The sequence below is a fragment of the Streptomyces sp. NPDC004721 genome, assembly GCF_053601495.1.
In genome coordinates this window covers 72792-88613 of record NZ_JBSGBZ010000025.1, presented here as the reverse complement: position 1 = coordinate 88613, position 15822 = coordinate 72792, and the positions used below count along the sequence as shown (strand labels likewise).

At 71.5% G+C, this 15822-nt stretch carries 14 protein-coding genes and 1 pseudogene; 9 read left to right on the top strand and 6 right to left on the bottom strand.

Features of this window, described 5'->3' with window-relative positions:
* Window positions 1-51 precede the first annotated feature (51 nt).
* Complete coding sequence (locus ACWEK3_RS23390) at window positions 52-1119, top strand: hypothetical protein (RefSeq protein ID WP_453250518.1); 1068 nt, start codon at window positions 52-54, stop codon at window positions 1117-1119.
* Window positions 1119-2405, top strand: coding sequence for an alpha/beta fold hydrolase (locus ACWEK3_RS23385; RefSeq protein ID WP_453250517.1), 1287 nt, complete (start codon window positions 1119-1121; stop codon window positions 2403-2405). Before ACWEK3_RS23390 ends, ACWEK3_RS23385 begins: the two co-directional genes overlap by 1 nt.
* Before the next feature lie 181 nt (window positions 2406-2586).
* On the opposite strand, the gene ACWEK3_RS23380 is transcribed toward ACWEK3_RS23385, so the two are convergent.
* The 3 genes from ACWEK3_RS23380 to ACWEK3_RS23370 all read right to left on the bottom strand — a co-directional run bounded on the left by ACWEK3_RS23380 (window position 2587) and on the right by ACWEK3_RS23370 (window position 3921).
* Complete coding sequence (locus ACWEK3_RS23380; RefSeq protein ID WP_390726282.1) at window positions 2587-2964, bottom strand: fic family toxin-antitoxin system, toxin component; 378 nt, start codon at window positions 2962-2964, stop codon at window positions 2587-2589.
* On the bottom strand, window positions 2964-3203 hold the full coding sequence (locus ACWEK3_RS23375) for a hypothetical protein (protein ID WP_376543439.1): 240 nt from the start codon (window positions 3201-3203) through the stop codon (window positions 2964-2966). Before ACWEK3_RS23375 ends, ACWEK3_RS23380 begins: the two co-directional genes overlap by 1 nt.
* A gap of 73 nt (window positions 3204-3276) precedes the next feature.
* On the bottom strand, window positions 3277-3921 hold the full coding sequence (locus ACWEK3_RS23370; RefSeq protein WP_450541817.1) for an FxLYD domain-containing protein: 645 nt from the start codon (window positions 3919-3921) through the stop codon (window positions 3277-3279).
* A 567-nt stretch (window positions 3922-4488) separates the two neighbouring features.
* Here ACWEK3_RS23370 and ACWEK3_RS23365 point away from each other — a divergent pair.
* From ACWEK3_RS23365 to ACWEK3_RS23335, 7 genes and pseudogenes are all read left to right on the top strand, one after another.
* Complete coding sequence (locus tag ACWEK3_RS23365) at window positions 4489-5466, top strand: Gfo/Idh/MocA family protein (RefSeq protein ID WP_453250516.1); 978 nt, start codon at window positions 4489-4491, stop codon at window positions 5464-5466.
* 1 nt (window position 5467) lies between these two features.
* Window positions 5468-6532: a Gfo/Idh/MocA family protein gene (locus ACWEK3_RS23360; protein ID WP_450541820.1), complete on the top strand. Its 1065-nt coding sequence runs from the start codon at window positions 5468-5470 to the stop codon at window positions 6530-6532.
* Between the two features lie 349 nt (window positions 6533-6881).
* Entirely contained in the window at window positions 6882-7526 is a 645-nt protein-coding gene (locus ACWEK3_RS23355; RefSeq protein ID WP_450541822.1) for a dihydrofolate reductase family protein, read from the top strand.
* Window positions 7527-7781: 255 nt separating this feature from the next.
* Complete coding sequence (locus ACWEK3_RS23350; protein WP_450541823.1) at window positions 7782-8489, top strand: hypothetical protein; 708 nt, start codon at window positions 7782-7784, stop codon at window positions 8487-8489.
* Between the two features lie 175 nt (window positions 8490-8664).
* A complete protein-coding gene (locus tag ACWEK3_RS23345) occupies window positions 8665-9090 on the top strand; it encodes a hypothetical protein (protein ID WP_453250515.1) in 426 nt (141 codons plus the stop codon).
* The gene (locus ACWEK3_RS23340; protein ID WP_453250514.1) at window positions 9087-10670 is read left to right on the top strand and encodes a multicopper oxidase family protein; all 1584 of its coding nucleotides are present in this window, start codon (window positions 9087-9089) and stop codon (window positions 10668-10670) included. Before ACWEK3_RS23345 ends, ACWEK3_RS23340 begins: the two co-directional genes overlap by 4 nt.
* Window positions 10671-10731: 61 nt before the next feature.
* A pseudogene (locus ACWEK3_RS23335) lies at window positions 10732-11427 on the top strand (site-2 protease family protein); the annotation flags it as partial.
* A 603-nt stretch (window positions 11428-12030) separates the two neighbouring features.
* Here ACWEK3_RS23335 and ACWEK3_RS23330 read toward each other — a convergent pair.
* The 3 genes from ACWEK3_RS23330 to mptB all read right to left on the bottom strand — a co-directional run bounded on the left by ACWEK3_RS23330 (window position 12031) and on the right by mptB (window position 15797).
* Entirely contained in the window at window positions 12031-13053 is a 1023-nt protein-coding gene (locus tag ACWEK3_RS23330; protein WP_453250513.1) for a metallophosphoesterase, read from the bottom strand.
* Between the two features lie 129 nt (window positions 13054-13182).
* Window positions 13183-14412, bottom strand: coding sequence for a glycosyltransferase 87 family protein (locus ACWEK3_RS23325; protein WP_453250512.1), 1230 nt, complete (start codon window positions 14410-14412; stop codon window positions 13183-13185).
* Window positions 14409-15797, bottom strand: coding sequence for a polyprenol phosphomannose-dependent alpha 1,6 mannosyltransferase MptB (mptB, locus tag ACWEK3_RS23320; protein WP_453250511.1), 1389 nt, complete (start codon window positions 15795-15797; stop codon window positions 14409-14411). Before mptB ends, ACWEK3_RS23325 begins: the two co-directional genes overlap by 4 nt.
* Window positions 15798-15822: the final 25 nt, after the last annotated feature.

Genomic DNA, 15822 nt, shown 5'->3' with positions numbered 1-15822 from the left:
CGCACCGCTGTCACGCGGTACCGATCACGCAGCACCTAGGAGATCCACCCCATGGAGATGTTCAGCCGCCTCGAGCCGCGCGGCGAGTACCTCAGCTTCGAGCTCGCCCTCGCCGCCCGCAAGCTCGTCGAGGAGGTCATGCTCGTCAAGCCCGGTGAGCACGTCGTCCTCACCGGCGACACCAGCAGCGACCGCCGCGTACTCGAAGCCACCGCACAGGCGGTCGCCGCCGCCGGCGCCCACCCCGTCGTCGTCTGGTACGAGACGCTGCCCAGCTCCTCCATGGAGCCGCCGCGGCCTGTCGCCGGTGCCATCGCCGACGCCGACGTGTGGATCGAGTTCGCCGTCTCGTACGTCATGCACTCCGACGCCTTCCGGACGGCCATGGCCAACGGCTGCCGGTACACCAACCTGACCGCGATGGACGTTCACATGCTCGTCGCGACTGTGGGACGGCCCGACTTCCAGGGCGTCATCAAGCTCGGCAAGGCACTGGTGCGGTTGCTGGAGCAGGCGGACGAAGTCCGTATCACCTCGGCGGCGGGCACCGACCTGGTGGGCCGCAACGGAGACCGTCCCATCAACCTGCGCGGAAAGCCCGCCGAGAAGCCCGGCGAGACCGTGATGCTGTCCGGGCAGATCTCCTGGAACCCGCTGGAGGAGACCCAGGACGGCGTCCTCGTCTTCGACGGCGCCCTGTGGCCGCCGGACCAGCTCGGCCTGCTGCGCTCCCCCGTCCGTCTCACGATCGAGAAGGGCGTCGTCACGGCCATCGACGGCGACGGCCAGGACGCGGCCGTCTTCCGTCGCTGGATGGAGTCCTGGAACGACCCGAACATGTACCGCATCGCCCACTGGTCCCTCGGCTTCAACCCGGGCGTGCCCGCCCCCACCGGCCGCATCGTCGAGGACGAGCGTGTCTTCGGCTGCGTCGAGCTGGGCATCGGCACCAAGGGTGCCTGGATCGGCGGCGAACCGTGGGTCGCCGCCGCCCACACCGACGGCTCGGTCAGCGCGCCCTCCATCCACCTCGACGGCGAGTGCATCGAGAGGGACGGTGTGTACGTGCATCCCGAACTCGTCGAGATCTGCCGTGAGCTGGAGGTCGAGGGCTACTGATGGCCACTGTCCATCGCCACGGCGGCATGGTGTGCACCGACCACACTCTCGACGTCCCGCTGGACCACTCCCGCCCCGACGGCCCGTCGATCTCCCTCTTCGCCCGCGAGGTCGTCGCCGCCGGCAACGAGCACCGCGACCTGCCCCGCCTGCTGTGGCTCCAGGGCGGCCCGGGCGGCCGCGCGGAGCGCCCGAACGCCGCAGGTGCCTGGCTGAAGCGTGCGCTGAAGGAGTACCGGGTGGTCCTCATGGACCAGCGCGGCACGGGCCGGTCCACGCCCGCCGACCGGCACACCCTCGCGGTCCATCCGTCCCCCGAGGCCACGGCCGCGTACCTCGCGCACTTCCGTGCCGACGCCATCGTCCGCGACGCCGAGCTGCTGCGCGGGTTCCTCGTCGGCGACCGGCCGTGGACCGTGCTGGGCCAGAGTTTCGGCGGTTTCTGCGCACTGACCTATCTCAGCCATGCCCCGCACGGCCTGGACCAGGTCTTCATCACGGGCGGCCTGCCGACGCTGACAGGGCACGCCGACGATGTGTACCGGGCCGCGTACCGGCGCACCGCCCGCCACAACGAGCTGTTCTTCGCCCGCTACCCGGACGATCGGGAACTCGCCCGAAGGATCGCCGCGCACCTCGGCAGCCACGACGTGCGCATGCCGTCCGGCGAGCGGCTGAGCCCCCGTCGCTTCCAGTCCCTCGGCATAGGTCTGGGCACCTCGTCCGGCTTCGACGCCCTCCACTACCTGCTGGAGAGCGCGTTCGTGGCCGGGCCGGCCGGACCACGGCTGTCGGACGCCTTCCTGTACGGCGCCCAGGCCACGCTGTCCTTCGCGCCGCGCCCCCTGTACGCGGTGCTCCACGAGCCCATCTACGCCCAGGGCGGCCGGGCCACCGCATGGTCGGCGCACCGCGTCCGCGAGGAGTTCCCCGAGTTCGACGCGGACGGTGACGGCCCGTTCCTTTTCACCGGCGAGATGATCTACCCCTGGCAGTTCGACGAGGACCCGGCGCTGGTTCCGCTGCGCGAGGCGGCGCATCTGCTGGCCGCGCGCAGCGACTGGCCCGCCCTGTACGACCTGAACCGGCTCGCCGGCAACAGGGTCCCGGTGGCGGCAGCCGTGTACTTCGACGACATGTTCGTCGACCGCGAGCAGTCCCTCGAGACCGCCGAGGTGGTCCGTGGTCTGCGGCCGTGGATCACCAACACCCATGCCCACGACGGCGTCCGCGCCGACGCCGCCGTGCTGGACCGGCTGATCGCGATGGCGCGCGGCGAGGTGTGAGGCCCCGGCCCGCCGACCCGGTGCCGATCCCCGCTCGGCGTCGTACGAGCGGGGATCGGCGGCGTGTCGACCATGATGGTGGCCGGCTCCGACTCCGAGCACGTCCGGCGAAGCCCTCGGTACGTCTCGTACGACCGGTACGGGAGGACGCACGTCGGCCCGGCTGCCCGAGGAGCGCGGCTCAGGTGGCCTGCGGCCAGGTGCGCAGCAGGCCGGCGATCCTCTCGGCGGTGCAGCCGGGATCGCGCAGCAGGTCGCGCAGGGCGATGGCGTCCTCGCGGGTGGGCTTGACCGTGATACCGGAGGCCTCCAGATACATCACGCCCGTCGCCGCGGCCACGGCCATGTTGGAGCGCTCGAGCCAGCGACAGCGACCGAGGATGTGCACGAGGGCGGCGGCGCGGGCGTAGGGGCCGTCGTAGACGGGTGTTCCCAGCAGTTCGGCACGGTGGCAGGCGACCGCGGCCACGGGCACCCCGTAGTCGTCGGGGGCGGGATCCCCCGCTCCCGCGAGTTCGGCGACCTGCAGGATCCAGGGGACGTCGATGTGCAGTTCCATTACGCGGCGTGCGCTCCCCGGGGGCGGCGATCGGCCTCTTCCGCCTCGTCGAAGAGACTCTGGTGCTCGTCGAGGAAGCGCCGCGCGGCATCCAGACCCCGCTGCCGCAGCCCGCTGGTGTCCTCCCGCACCAGGCCGGCGATGTAGTCACCGAGGCTCAGACCGCGGTCCCTCGCACGGGCCTCGGCCAGTTCCTTGATCTCGTCATCGACGCGCACGCCCAGCTGTGTCTTCGCCATCCACCGATGGTAACAGCTGTTACCACTCAGGCGGCCCGAACGCGTACCGGGTTTCCGCACACCACCCAGCCGCTCAGTAGCGCTCGGCCTTGGCCAGTCGGGGCGTCAGTTTGGGCTCGGGAGGTTTCCGGCTGAACACGATGGGCTGCTCGCGCTTGCCGGGTTCCAGGTTCTCCGCGCCCGCGTAGCGGGTCTCGACCACGTGCCCCTGCGCGTCCAGAAAGTCGACCTGCACGGCGTAGGACGCCTTGCGGTCGGTCTTGTTGGTGATGGTGACCAGGGAAGCCAGTACACCTCCGGTCTGCGTCCTGGGCACTCCGGTCAGACTCACCTCCGACCGCGCGTTGCCGCCTCCCTTGACACCCTTGAGCGCCTTCTCGGCGGCCGCGGCCCGCCGGGCGGTCTCGGCCGACACCGACGCCTCGAACTCCGAGGCACGCGCGGACGCGGACGAGGCCGCCGCCGACGCCGAGGCACGGGCGGAGGCGATGGCCGACGACGCGGAGGACGGCAGCGGATGGGACGAGAACGACGCCGTGTTGGGAGGAGTCGGCCTCGGGCTGACCGTGGAACCCCCGCCGCCGCTGTTGCCGCATCCGGTCAGCACGCCGGCTGCGAGAGCGAACATCACGGTGGCCGAGGCCCGGGCGAAGCACTGCCGGTGCGGGCGGACACGGTGAAGGGACGGCGGCACGTCTTCCGTCGACTGAGGGCGCATGACCTCATCGTCCGCACTGCGTGTCCGGTACGCGACGCGGGCCGGTCCTGATGGGTGACCCTCCCGCCTCCTCGTATCGCCCGGCGGGGCGCCGGAGCACCCGGCCGACATCGGGTCCGCCGGACACCGGTCCAGGATTCACGGCAGGTGACCGCGTCACCGGCAGCGTCGTTGAGGGGCGCGGGCACGGGGCGGCAACCTGACGCCGCCGGCGTGGGGATGGCCCTGACGCCGCCCACCCCCCTCCCCGGCACAGGCGATCACCGGGGGCCGTGAGGCCCGGGTTGCCGAGTTCCCGCACATGGCGGGCCTGGTGGACGTCACCCACTGCGTGCGTGGCGAACACGCCGAACCGTCTTCCTGAGGGCCGGCGTACGGCACCCCTCCCGGAATTCACGGCTCGGACATAAGATGTCTGACGTCTGAACTCCCAGCCGAGAAGTCGAGTGTGAGGAGCCGTGCGTGCGCTCTGCCCCCGTGCCCGGAGAGGCCGCCGTGCCCGGAGAGCCCGGAGAACCCGGGCAGAGGGAATCGCGGGACCCTGGACAGTGGCCACGCGACCATCGCGTGGCCGTCCTCGGTGCCGGCGCCATCGCCCGTGACCACGTCGCCGCGCTCGCGGGTGTCCCGGGAATGCGGCTGGCCCACGTAGTCGACCGGCATCCCGAGCGGGCCGCCGCGCTGGCCGCCCTCGCCGAGGGAGCCACCTGGTCCACCGACCCGGCGAGCGCGTGGTCCGACGGCATCGACGTCACCGCAGTGTGCACCTCCCCCGAATCGCATGCGGAGTTCTCCGTGGCGGCGCTCGAGGCCGGCCGCGCGGTCCTCCTGGAGAAGCCCGCCGCGCTGAAGGTGGCCGACGTCGACCGGGTCCTCGCGGCCGCGGAGACCACCGGCCGGCCCCTGCTCGTCGCCCAGACGGCGCGCTTCCAGCCCGTCCACCTGGAAATCGCCCGGGCGGTCGCCGAGGGCGCGATCGGCACACCCCGCCTGGCCCACCTCACCTGGTACACCGGGCACGTCTGGCCCGGAGGCTGGCGGGGCTGGCAGCTGAACCCGGCCCGCTCCGGAGGCCATGTCGCCCACAACGGCGTACACGCCCTCGACCTGCTGACCTGGCTCATGGACGACGAGCCCGTCCGCGTCTTCGGCCGCCCCTGCCGCACATGGGCGCCCGGGATGCCGACCCCCGACAGCTTCCAGATCCTCGTACGCTTCGCCGGCGGCGCCCTCGCCACCGTCGAACTGTGCTACGCCCTCGCGGCACGCGGCACGTTCGTCCGCCGGCTCGTGCTGTCCGGCACGGCCGGCACCCTGCACCACAGCAGCGAGGACGAGCCGAGAGCGCACTCCGCGCCGCCGGTCGCCCCCGCCTCGATCGACGGCGCCATGACGGAGCAGACCAGGCACCTGCGCGACGTGCTCGACGGGGTGGCCGCCCCGCTGACCGCGCCCCACCAGGTACGTGCCGCTCTGGCCGCCGCCCTGGCGGCACAGCTCAGCGCGGACGAGGGCCGCCCCGTCGACGTCAAGGAAGTCTGCTGACATGAGGATCCTCATCGCATCCGGGGTCCGGCACGCCCGTGACTACGTGCCGCTGCTGCGGTCCCTGCCAGGCTTCGAGGTGATCGGCTGCGCCGACTCCGCCGACAGCCCCTTCGCCGAGGACAGTGCCGCCCTCGCCCGTACGACGGGCATCCCGCTGCTCGACCTGGACCAGGGCCTCGCCTCCTGCGACATCGCCCTCGTGTGCAGCGAACCCACGCGGCACGTCGAACTCGCGCTGAGAGCGCTCGAAGCGGACCGACACGTCATCGTCGACAAGCCCGCCGCGACCGACACCCGCGGCGCGCAGCGCCTGTGGGACGCGGCCGACCGCTCCCGCGGACTGCTCACCGCCGTCCACCGTCTCTACTCTCCGCAAGTAGTACGGGCCCGGCGCATCGTGGACTCCGGCGCGATCGGCCTGCCCCTGGCCGTCGACGCGGAGTGGCTCGCGGCCGGCGGACTCGACGGCACCACGGTCGAGCGCCCCGAACTCGTCTGCGACCCCGCCTTGTCCGGTGGCGGCGAACTGATGAACTTCGGGTGGTATCCGGCCCTGGCGGTCCGGCACCTGACCGGCCTGGACGTGGACGAGGTCGTCGCCTTCAGCAGTGCGGCGCCCCACGCACCGCTGTTCGACGGTCCCCACGGCACCCACGGTGTCGAGGACGCGGCGGTGCTCTCGCTCCGCCTGCGCAACGGAGTGGTGGCGACCGCCACCGTGGCCCGCACACCCGCCGGCATCGGCCCGGCCCCCGTCTCGTCCACCCTGCGCGTGCTCGGCTCGCACGGCCACGTACTCGCCGACGAGGACGCTCCCTCGGTCTCGGTGCGCGGTGCGGACGGCGTAGGCGTCTCCCGCCAGGTCGGCGGTCCCGCCGGGGTGACGGCACTGCGCCGATTGTTCACCGAGTTCCGCGACGACATCCGCCACGGACGCACTCCCCTGGTCACGGTGGCCGACATCCACGCGGCCGTCGCGGTGGTCGAGGCCGCGCTCGGCTCGGCACGCCGGAACGGCGCCCCCCTCGCACCGGCGGTCCGCGAGTACACCAAGCCTGTGTGAGCGGCGGCACACAGCCGCAGGGCTTCCGATTCGAACGGTGGAGGCGTACGTTCCGCTTACCTCGCGTAGGCGCCTTCGAGGCGCCGGCCCGCCGGTCCTGGGCGGCGGGCCACGCGGGGGCCAACTGAACCTGCTTCGGTGACCGTGACACCGGGCGGAGCCTGGTGACCCGGCCGCTGACGGTCCGGCCGATCATGCCGGCGAACGCGGGCAGCCGATCCGCGTGTTCGTCCCACTCGTGCGCTTGCTCCTCACCGGATAGTGGTAGTCGGCAGCCCACACGGCGCGGCGATGAGTATTCCTCACCCGGAGAGTCTCACCACCGTTGTCGACACCACCGGAGGAACACATGGCTCAACTACTGAGGGTCCAGAACTTCAACGTCTCCAGTGACGGAATCGGCGCCGGGGAGGACCAGAGCTTCGAGAGTCCGTTCGGCCACGTCCGCCCCGAGAGGCTGTTCGCCTGGGCCGGGGCCACGGCGAGCTGGCCCATGCGCACCGACCCCGGGGGGAGTCGGGGCCTCGACGACTACTTCACGCGGGACTACGCGCGCAACATCGGCGCCGAGATCATGGGCCGCAACAAGTTCGGGCCCCAGCGCGGACCCTGGAACGACCACGAGTGGCGCGGCTGGTGGGGTGAGGAACCCCCGTTCCGCACCCCGGTGTTCGTCATGACGCACCACAAGCGCCCTTCGTTCACGCTCTCCGACACCACCTTCCACTTCGTCGACGGCGACCCGGCCACGGTCCTCGATCGGGCCAAGGAGGCGGCGCAGGGCAAGGACGTACGGCTCGGCGGCGGGGTCACCACCGTCCGGCAGTTCCTCGACGCCGACCTCGTCGACACCATGCACATCGCCGTCTCCCCGGTGAAGTTCGGCTCCGGACTACGGCTCTGGGAGTCACCCGACGAGTTGCTCGACCGGTTCCACCTCGAGGTCGTGCCCAGCCCGAGCGGCGTGACGCACCACCTGTTCTGGCGGAAGTGACACGAGGACCCACCGGGTAGCGGCGCACCGGCCCTGAGTTGCCCCACCACGCCGGCGGGGACGACGGGCCGGCACCGCCATCGGGTTGCCGGAGGCGCTGCTGACCGGATTCGTCGGCGGGTCGCGGCCGCGTGTGCGAGGGTGGTCGGCATGTCGGAGGAGCCGATACGGGGCCCGCGAAGCGGCCGTGACCGTCGACGGGATGTCATCGCGGCTGTCATCACGTGTTCGGCGATCGGAGCCGCGATCGTTCACGTGGTCAAACCCGATCTGACGATCGACGCGGTCACCGCCGCACTCCTCGCGGTGGCCGTAGTGCCGTGGCTGGGCGCCCTGTTCGACAGTATCGAGCTGCCCGGCGGGACGAAGTTCCAGTACAAGCGACTCGTCGACCGCATCGAGGCAGCCGAGGAGCACAGCGCACGAGCCGGTCACGTGGCTGATGACGCGTCACGCACCGCCCGTCTCGCTTTCGTGGCCGGCGGCAGTGCGGACGACGAGGGGGCCACCGGCTCCGCGGTGAGCGATGCCGTTGCGCAACTCGCCGCCGAATACACCCAGGTGCGAGAACGCATGGCGAGCAGCCCCGAGCGCACCAACCTGATGGAGCAGATCTTCGCGGACCTCGTGACCGCCACCCGCCGCGAACGGGACTTCGACGTCGAGGGCTCGCTCGGGTCCGAAGATCCCGGGACCCGGCTCGCTGCCTACGCGCGCCTTTACGCGCGCCCCGACGCCGATCATCTCGACCCCTTGGTGGAGGCCGTCCTCGGAGACGAGGATCGCGCCTTCAGCCAGTACTGGGGCTTCAAGGCGATCACCGCCGTCGTCGACGCGGCAGGCGCGGGCGGTCTGCGGATCGGCGACATCGACAGACTGGAGACCTGTCTCTCCCGCCTTCCCCGCGACAGCGACCGCATCGGTGTCCTCGCGCGCCTGCTCGACAAGATCAGCGCCCGCTGACCGAGCCACACAGCCACTCGAACGCGGGGATCACGAAATCCCGTAAGACTCAACTTCGGGGTTGCGCCCCGGAGTTCCCAGACGGTTCGATGACCCGGGTTCTACGACTGTGTACGACTGTGGGCCCTTCCCGTGTCGTACATCCCTTAAATCGACAAAGAGCCGAGGTATCCGTATGTCCTTACGTCGTTCCCTGCTCACCGTCCGCGTGGTCGCCCTGCTTCAGTCCGTGCTGCTCCTCGTCCAAGTCGCCCTGGCCGGGGGCTTCCTGGGCGGGCACTTCGACATGCTGGAGATGCACGGCATGCTGGCCCGCGGGGTCGTGGGCGTGGCCATGGTGATGGCCGTGGCCGCCTTCCTGGTGCGCCGGGCGGGCGGCCCGTCATCGTTCCTCGGCCCCTCGGTCCTGCTGCTGATCGCACTCCTCGGCCAGGTGGTGCTCGGTGTGAAGCACAGTGTGCCCGCCCACGTGGTGCTCGGGGTGACCATCGTCGCGGCTACGGCGATGCTCACCCAGCGCGTGATGGCCACCCCGCTGCCGCCCAGTGACTCCCCCGGTCCGCCGGACACCCCGGACCGTGCATCGGAGCTGGTCGCGTGAGACGGCGTACCGTCCTGAACGCGGGGGGCGCCGTCCTCGGCGTGGGAGCCGTGAGCCTGGCCGCCCGGCCCCTGCTGCGCTCCTATTTCAGCGAGGGCAAGCCCGGCCGACTGCTCGGCAGCACGGCGAAACTGCCCCGGCCCCACCAGGTGCCCCTGCCCGTGCCGCCGGTCCTGGAGCCCGCCTCCAGCAGCGGCACCACGGACACCTACGACATCACCCAGCGCGTGGCCGAGTTGGAGATCCTGCCCGGTCTCAGGACGAAGGCCTGGACGTACGGCGGTACGTTCCCGGGGCCCACCATCGTCTCCCGTTCCGGGCGGCGCACCGTGGTACGGCACCGCAACGAACTGGACCAGCCCGTCGTCGTGCACCTGCACGGCGGGCACACCCCGGCGGCGAGCGACGGCTACCCGACCTCGCTCATCCTGCCCGCCGACGGCTCCTACGACGCCCACCGCGCCGTCCAGGGCATGGCCGGCGGCAAGCACGGCATGTCCATGGACCACGGCGCGATGGACCTGGCCGAGGGGGTGCGGAGCTACACCTATCCGTTCAAGCAGCGCGCGGCGACGCTCTGGTACCACGATCACCGCATGGGCTACACCGGGGCGAGCGTGTGGATGGGGCTGGCCGGGTTCCATCTCGTCCACGACGACGAGGAGGACCGGCTGCCGCTGCCGAGCGGCGAGCGCGACATTCCGCTGATGATCACGGACCGGTCCTTCGCGGAGGACGGATCGTTCCGTTACCCCATGGTGGATCCGGGATTTCACGCTCCAGGCGTCACCGATGCCTACATGAACGGCGTACTGGGTGACGTGGTGCTGGTCAACGGAGCGCCCTGGCCGGTGCACGAGGTGCAGCGGCTGCGCTATCGCCTGCGGTTCCTCAATGCCTCCAACGCCCGTGTGTACAAACTGGAGTTGGACCCGCAGCCCGAGGGCGGGGACGCCTTCGTGCAGATCGGCGGCGACGGCGGGCTGCTGTCCTCGCCCCGCCCCCACGACGCGTTGGAGATCGCACCCGGCGAACGCTTCGACGTCGTCGCCGACTTCTCCCGGTTCCGCGCGGGCACCGAGGTGCGTCTGTTGAACCGCTTCGGAGACGGTACGACCGCCGAGGTCATGCGCTTCGACGTGGGGTCGGGCTCACCCGAGGACGACACGAAGGTGCCGGCGAAGCTGAGCGAGGTGGTCGCGCTGGAGCCCGGCCGGGCCGCGGTCACCCGGGACTTCCACTTCCGCGGCTCGGTCGCCGGGTGGACAATCAACGGCCTGGAGTACCGGCCGGGCCGGGCTCTGGCCAGGCCCAAGCTGGGACAGACCGAGGTGTGGCGGTTCACCACCAACTTCCACCATCCGGTCCATCTCCACCTCGACCACTTCCAGGTGGTCTCGCGGAACAACCGGGAACTGGGGGCGTACGACCACGGCTGGAAGGACACCGTGGCCCTGCGCCCGGCCGAGGCCGTCGAAGTGGTCGTCCGTTTCACCGACTACACCGGTCCCTTCATGCTCCACTGCCACAACCTGGAGCACGAGGACATGGCCATGATGGGCGACTTCGTCACCGAGTAGCACCCGCACGCGGAGCGGCCGGCCGCCATGTGTCCGACGGGCTGAGGCAGCCGGCCGCCGTATGCCCGCGACGGCCGTCAGTGCCGGATTCGGATGGATGTTTCCTTTCGTTGGCCTGTGGCGGACCCTGGAAGGGAGGGGTACGTCCGGAGGGCGTGACCTGTCGGCGGTGATGGGAATGAAGGGTTCGATCCGGATCGGAAGCATCCGAGGGCTGGCGATTGAGGCTCACTGGAGCGTGCCGCTGGTCATGCTCTTCTTCGCGTACGGACTGGCCAGCTGGACGCTGCCCAGGTATGAGGCGGGCCTGGCACCGGTTGTGTACGCGGCCGCCGGGGTCGTCGGTGCTTCGCTGTTGCTGGTGAGTCTGGTGGTGCACGAGGCCGCGCACGCGCTGACGGCCCGCAGGGCGGGGATAGCAGTGCGGGATGTGACGCTGTGGGCGCTCGGCGGACTGACCCGGATGGACCGGCCGACGACGGCACGCACGGCGTTCTCGGTCGCCGTCAGCGGTCCGGTCGCCAGCCTGGTGCTCGGCGGTGTCTGGCTGGGCGCGGCGGCCGGCGTGGACGCGACGACGGGGTGGCGCATTCCGGTTGCCGTGCTGGGCTGGCTGGGCGGCACGAACCTGCTGTTGGGCGTCTTCAACCTGCTGCCCGCCGCACCCCTGGACGGAGGCCGGCTGGTCCAGGCCGTGGTGTGGTGGCGTACGGGGGACCGCGAGCGGGCCCAGCGGGCGGCCGGTCGCAGCGGACAGGTCGTCGGGATGGCGCTGGCCGCCGGCGGGTGGGTGGTGCTCTTGCGGGGCACGACCGGCGGCTTGTGGCTGATGGCCATCGGTCTGTTCGTGGCCGGTACCGCCGCGACCGAACGGCGGTGGGCGGAGCTGGTCACCGCCCTGCGTGGCGTACGGGTGGGGCAGACGATGACCACTCCGGTGGTCACCGGGCCCGACTGGCTGACCGTGGACGGCTTCCTGTCCGAGGTGGCCGCCCGGACAGGGCACTCGGTGGTGCCCCTGCTGGACTTCGACGGTCACCCCAGCGGCCTCCTGCAGCTGCGCCGGCTGGCCGCCGTACCGCCCGGGCAGCGGGAGCGCCTGCGGGTACGGGACCTCGCGACCCCGCTGTCCCGGTGCACCCTCGCCGCACCGGACGAACTGCTGAACTCCGTACTGGAGCGCCTCGGCGCCGCGGGCGGTGGACTGCCCATCCTGGTCATGGACGACGGCCGGCTCGGCGGGATCATCACCGCGCACGACATCGACCGGTCCCGGCGGCGCTACCGAGGCCCGTCGGCCCACAGGGAGCACCCGGCGTAAGCGGCTGGGTGCTCCCCCCTTGGTGTCCCCCGGAGGGGCTCAGTTCGCGTGGGCGAAGGGCACCCGGGTCCAGCTCAGGACCTGCTTGCTGCCCGGATCGATCGTCACCTTCAGCCAGTTGCGGACGTCGGTCGAGCCGTCGATGGTGACCCGGTGGAGGTTGGGCGCGACGGTCTTGACCCCGTAGAAGGGCAGCCACTGGGAACCGGTGTCCAGCGGCTTGTCGCTGTTGTAGACGTGGCTGTCGCCGTTGAAGAGGTACACCGGGCCCCGGAACTTGGCCGACTCCTCGGCGATCGCCTTGACGATCGGCTGGAAGGCGTAATAGTCCGCGAAGGACGGGCCGGTGACCGTCGGGTCGAACATGTCGGCCTGGGTGAGCAGGACGACGGCCTTGTTGTGCTCGCGCGCGGCGGCCGCGAAGGTCTCGTGGATCTCCTGCACCACTGCGGCCGTACGGCCCAGTACTTCGGCCGCCTGCTCCGGCGTGGCCGAGGTGTTGCCGGTCCACGGGGCCATGTTGTTGTTGCTGCCGACGATGTGCAGGGCGGCGAAGGCGACGTTCGCCCGGGTGTACCGGACGTCCTCGGGGTAGCCCTGGTCGGCCTGCGAGGTCACCCGGACGCTGTTGCGGCCCAGTGTCCGGTCCGGCTGGGGGAAGAAGACCTCGCGGATGGCGGCCAGGCGGTCCAGCGGGTCGTAGCTTCCGTTGTTGGGCCGGTGGCAGTCGGTCCACTCGTTGTCGCCCACCGTGTAGACCAGCGGGTCCTCGAACATGTCGAAGTCCGACTTGATCAGCTTGAAGTAGTCGTCGCTGCAGACGGTGGAGCCGTTCTTGATGTCGCCGATGTGGTTGACGAACCGTACGTCCGGGTCGGCGTTGATCTGGCTGATCACGTGGGGGAAATCCGCGATCTGGGTGTCACCGTAGGGAATGTCGCCGATCACCGCGAAGCTGAAGCGGCTGTGCCCGGGGTCGGCCGTCGCCGACGGGGTGGTCAGCGCGAAGGTGAGGGCGCTCAAGGCCAATACGACGGATGCCGCGCGACGCCACAATCTCATCGAAACCTCCTGGTGGTATGCGGCAGCACTGTTCTGCTCGGGTCTTAACTCCGCCTCGAACCGGGATGAGGGAGGGATGAACAGGCGCCGTACACCAAGATCGTCCGGGAGCTGTGCCGCGGCCGTGGCCTACGACCGCGTCGTGTACGGGCGGGCGTGCGGATCGCCGGTCGCAGGCGCGGGTGCGGGTGCGGGTTCTTCGGTGCTGCCGCTGCGGCTCGGGCTGGTGACGGCGGGCTGACCGGTCGGCAGAGTCAGCAGCAGGCCCAGGGTGATCCACACATAGGTGTTGCTGCCGAGGAAGCCGTCGAGTCCGGAGGCGTCGTCGAACCACAGCCAGACCACGCTGCTGCACAGCAGCCCGTACAGGACGGCCGCGGTCCGCAGGCGGCGTGCGTGGACCAGCACCGCGAACGACGGCAGCAGCCAGACGAGATGGTGCACCCAGGTGATCGGGCTGATCAGGCAGGAGACAAGCCCCGTGAGGGCGAGGGCGGCCGGCCAGTCGTCGGCGCGCAGGGCCCGGTGCGTGCGCCACACCCACACCGCCAGGACGAGGACGACGGTCAGGGCCCAGACGGCACGGCTGGGTTCGCCGGGTGCCGCGAGCCGGGCGAGGACGCCCTGGAGGGACTGGTTGGAGACGTAGTCGAGGCGTCCGACGCGGGTGGTGTCCCAGAGGGCGTGCGTCCAGTAGAAGCGGGACGCGTCCGGTGCCGCCCAGGCCGCGAGAACAGTGGCGACTGCGGTGACGGCGGTCGCTACGGCGGCGGCCCGCCAGCGCCGGGCGAGCAGCAGCAGGCCGATGAAGACCGCGGGCGTGAGCTTGACGGCCGCGGCGAGCCCGATGCCCGCCCCCGCCCAGCGTCCCCAGCGGCCGCGCCCGCTGGACAGCAACCACCCGTCGGCGAGCACGAGGGTCAGCAGCAGGAGGTTGACCTGTCCGAAACTGATGGTGTCCCGTACGGGTTCGAGCAGCGCCAGCGCGCAGGCCGCCAGGGCCCAGCCGAACCAGCCGTACCGGCGCAGTTCCCGGCCGACGAGGATCCACAGCACGGCGGCGACGGCGGCGAGGTTGAGCAGCAGCGCGCCCGCGATCGCCGTGTTCGGGCCGACGAGCGCCATCGGCAGCATGCTCAGGGCGGCGAACGGCGGGTAGGTGAAGCCGTAGGTGGTCCCCGGCACCTGGTAGTCGTAGATACGGCCGCCGTGGTGCACCCAGTCGTTCACGGCGCCGTAGTAGACGCGCAGGTCGAACCAGCCGCGCAGCAGCGGCACGGTGGCGGTGAAGACGGTCACGGCCACGGCGAGGCACAGGACGAGGACGAGCCGTCCCCTGTCGGTGCGCGGCGGTCTCACGCGGCCCCTCCCAGCACTGGTGCCTGAGCCGTCTGGTGGGCCTGCCACAGGACGACCAGGGCGAGCGCGCCGCCGGAGACCGCCAGGGCCACCTGGGCGAGGTCCGGCGGGTCGCCGCTCGGCAGTACGGCGAGCGCGAGGACGGCGGTCGCGGCGGCCACCCGGTGGCGGACGGAGGCGCTGGGCGCGGCGGCGGCGATGAGGAACAGGCCCCACAGGGCGTACCAGGGCCGGATCGCCGGGCCGAGGACGGCCACGGCGGCGAGGCTCAGGCCGAGCGCGTAGATCGGGCCGGGGCGCAGCCGGAGCCAGATGAACAGCACGGCGGCCGTGGTCGCGAGAAGTCCCGCCGCGTGCCAGACCGGGGTGGCGAGGGGCGCGAGGCCGCTGCCCAGTTGTGCGAGGGCGTCGCCCGTGACCCGGCCGAGGACGCTGGTGGGCGACCAGTTGTGCGGGGAGACGGGTGTCCGCAGGGCCGCTATCCAGCCGTATCCCGTGCCCGTGAGGGCGGTTGCCACGACCGTGGTGGCGAGCGCGACCGCGGTGGTCGTCGCCACCGCGCGTGCCATTCCGGTGTGCCGGCGCAGCGCGATCACGGCCAGCAGGCCGAGCGCGGCCGGTGCCTTGACGAGCGCGGCGAGCGTGATCAGAACGACCCCGAGGACGTGCAGGCGGCCGCGGGCGGCGAGCAGTCCGATGCCGAGCAGCCCCAGCATGATGGCGTCGTTGTGGGCTCCGGCGACCAGGTGCAGCAGCACCAGCGGGTTGAGGGCGCCGAGCCACAGCGCGGCGGCCGGGTCGGCGCCGCACTGTCGGGCGAGCCGGGGCAGTGCGACGGCCATGAGGGCAACGCCGAGCAGTGCGACCAGCCGCATGCCGATCAGGCCGGCCGGCAGTTCCCCGCGGGTCAGACCGGACAGGGCGGAGGCGACGGCGAGGAAGACCGGACCGTACGGGGCCGCGGTGTCCCGCCACACCGGCGCGACCTCGGCCGCGAGCGGCCCGCCGAGTTGCGCGGGCCCGTGCGTGTACACGTCTAGGTGGGCGTCGACCATGGCGCCCTGCGCGAGGTAGCTGTACACGTCCCGGCTGAACAGCGGCGGCGCCAGCAGCAGCGGTGCCGCCCACACGGCCAGGACGAGCAGCAGGGCGCGGGGCGTGGGCGGCTCGGGGCCGCGGATCACCCGGCCGAGCAGCGCCCACGCGGCGATCAGCAGAACGACCCCGAAGTACACCCCCACCAGTCCGAGCGCGGCGCGCCCGGACTCGGGAGAGACCAGATCCGCGACCGGCAGGGCCCCGGCGGTCTGACCGCCCAACGCGAGGAAGGCGGTACCGGCCAGGCCGAGGGCCTGGCAGCGGCGGAGATCGACGGGGAAAGCCATGGCCAACACTCGGGAAGCGTGTCAA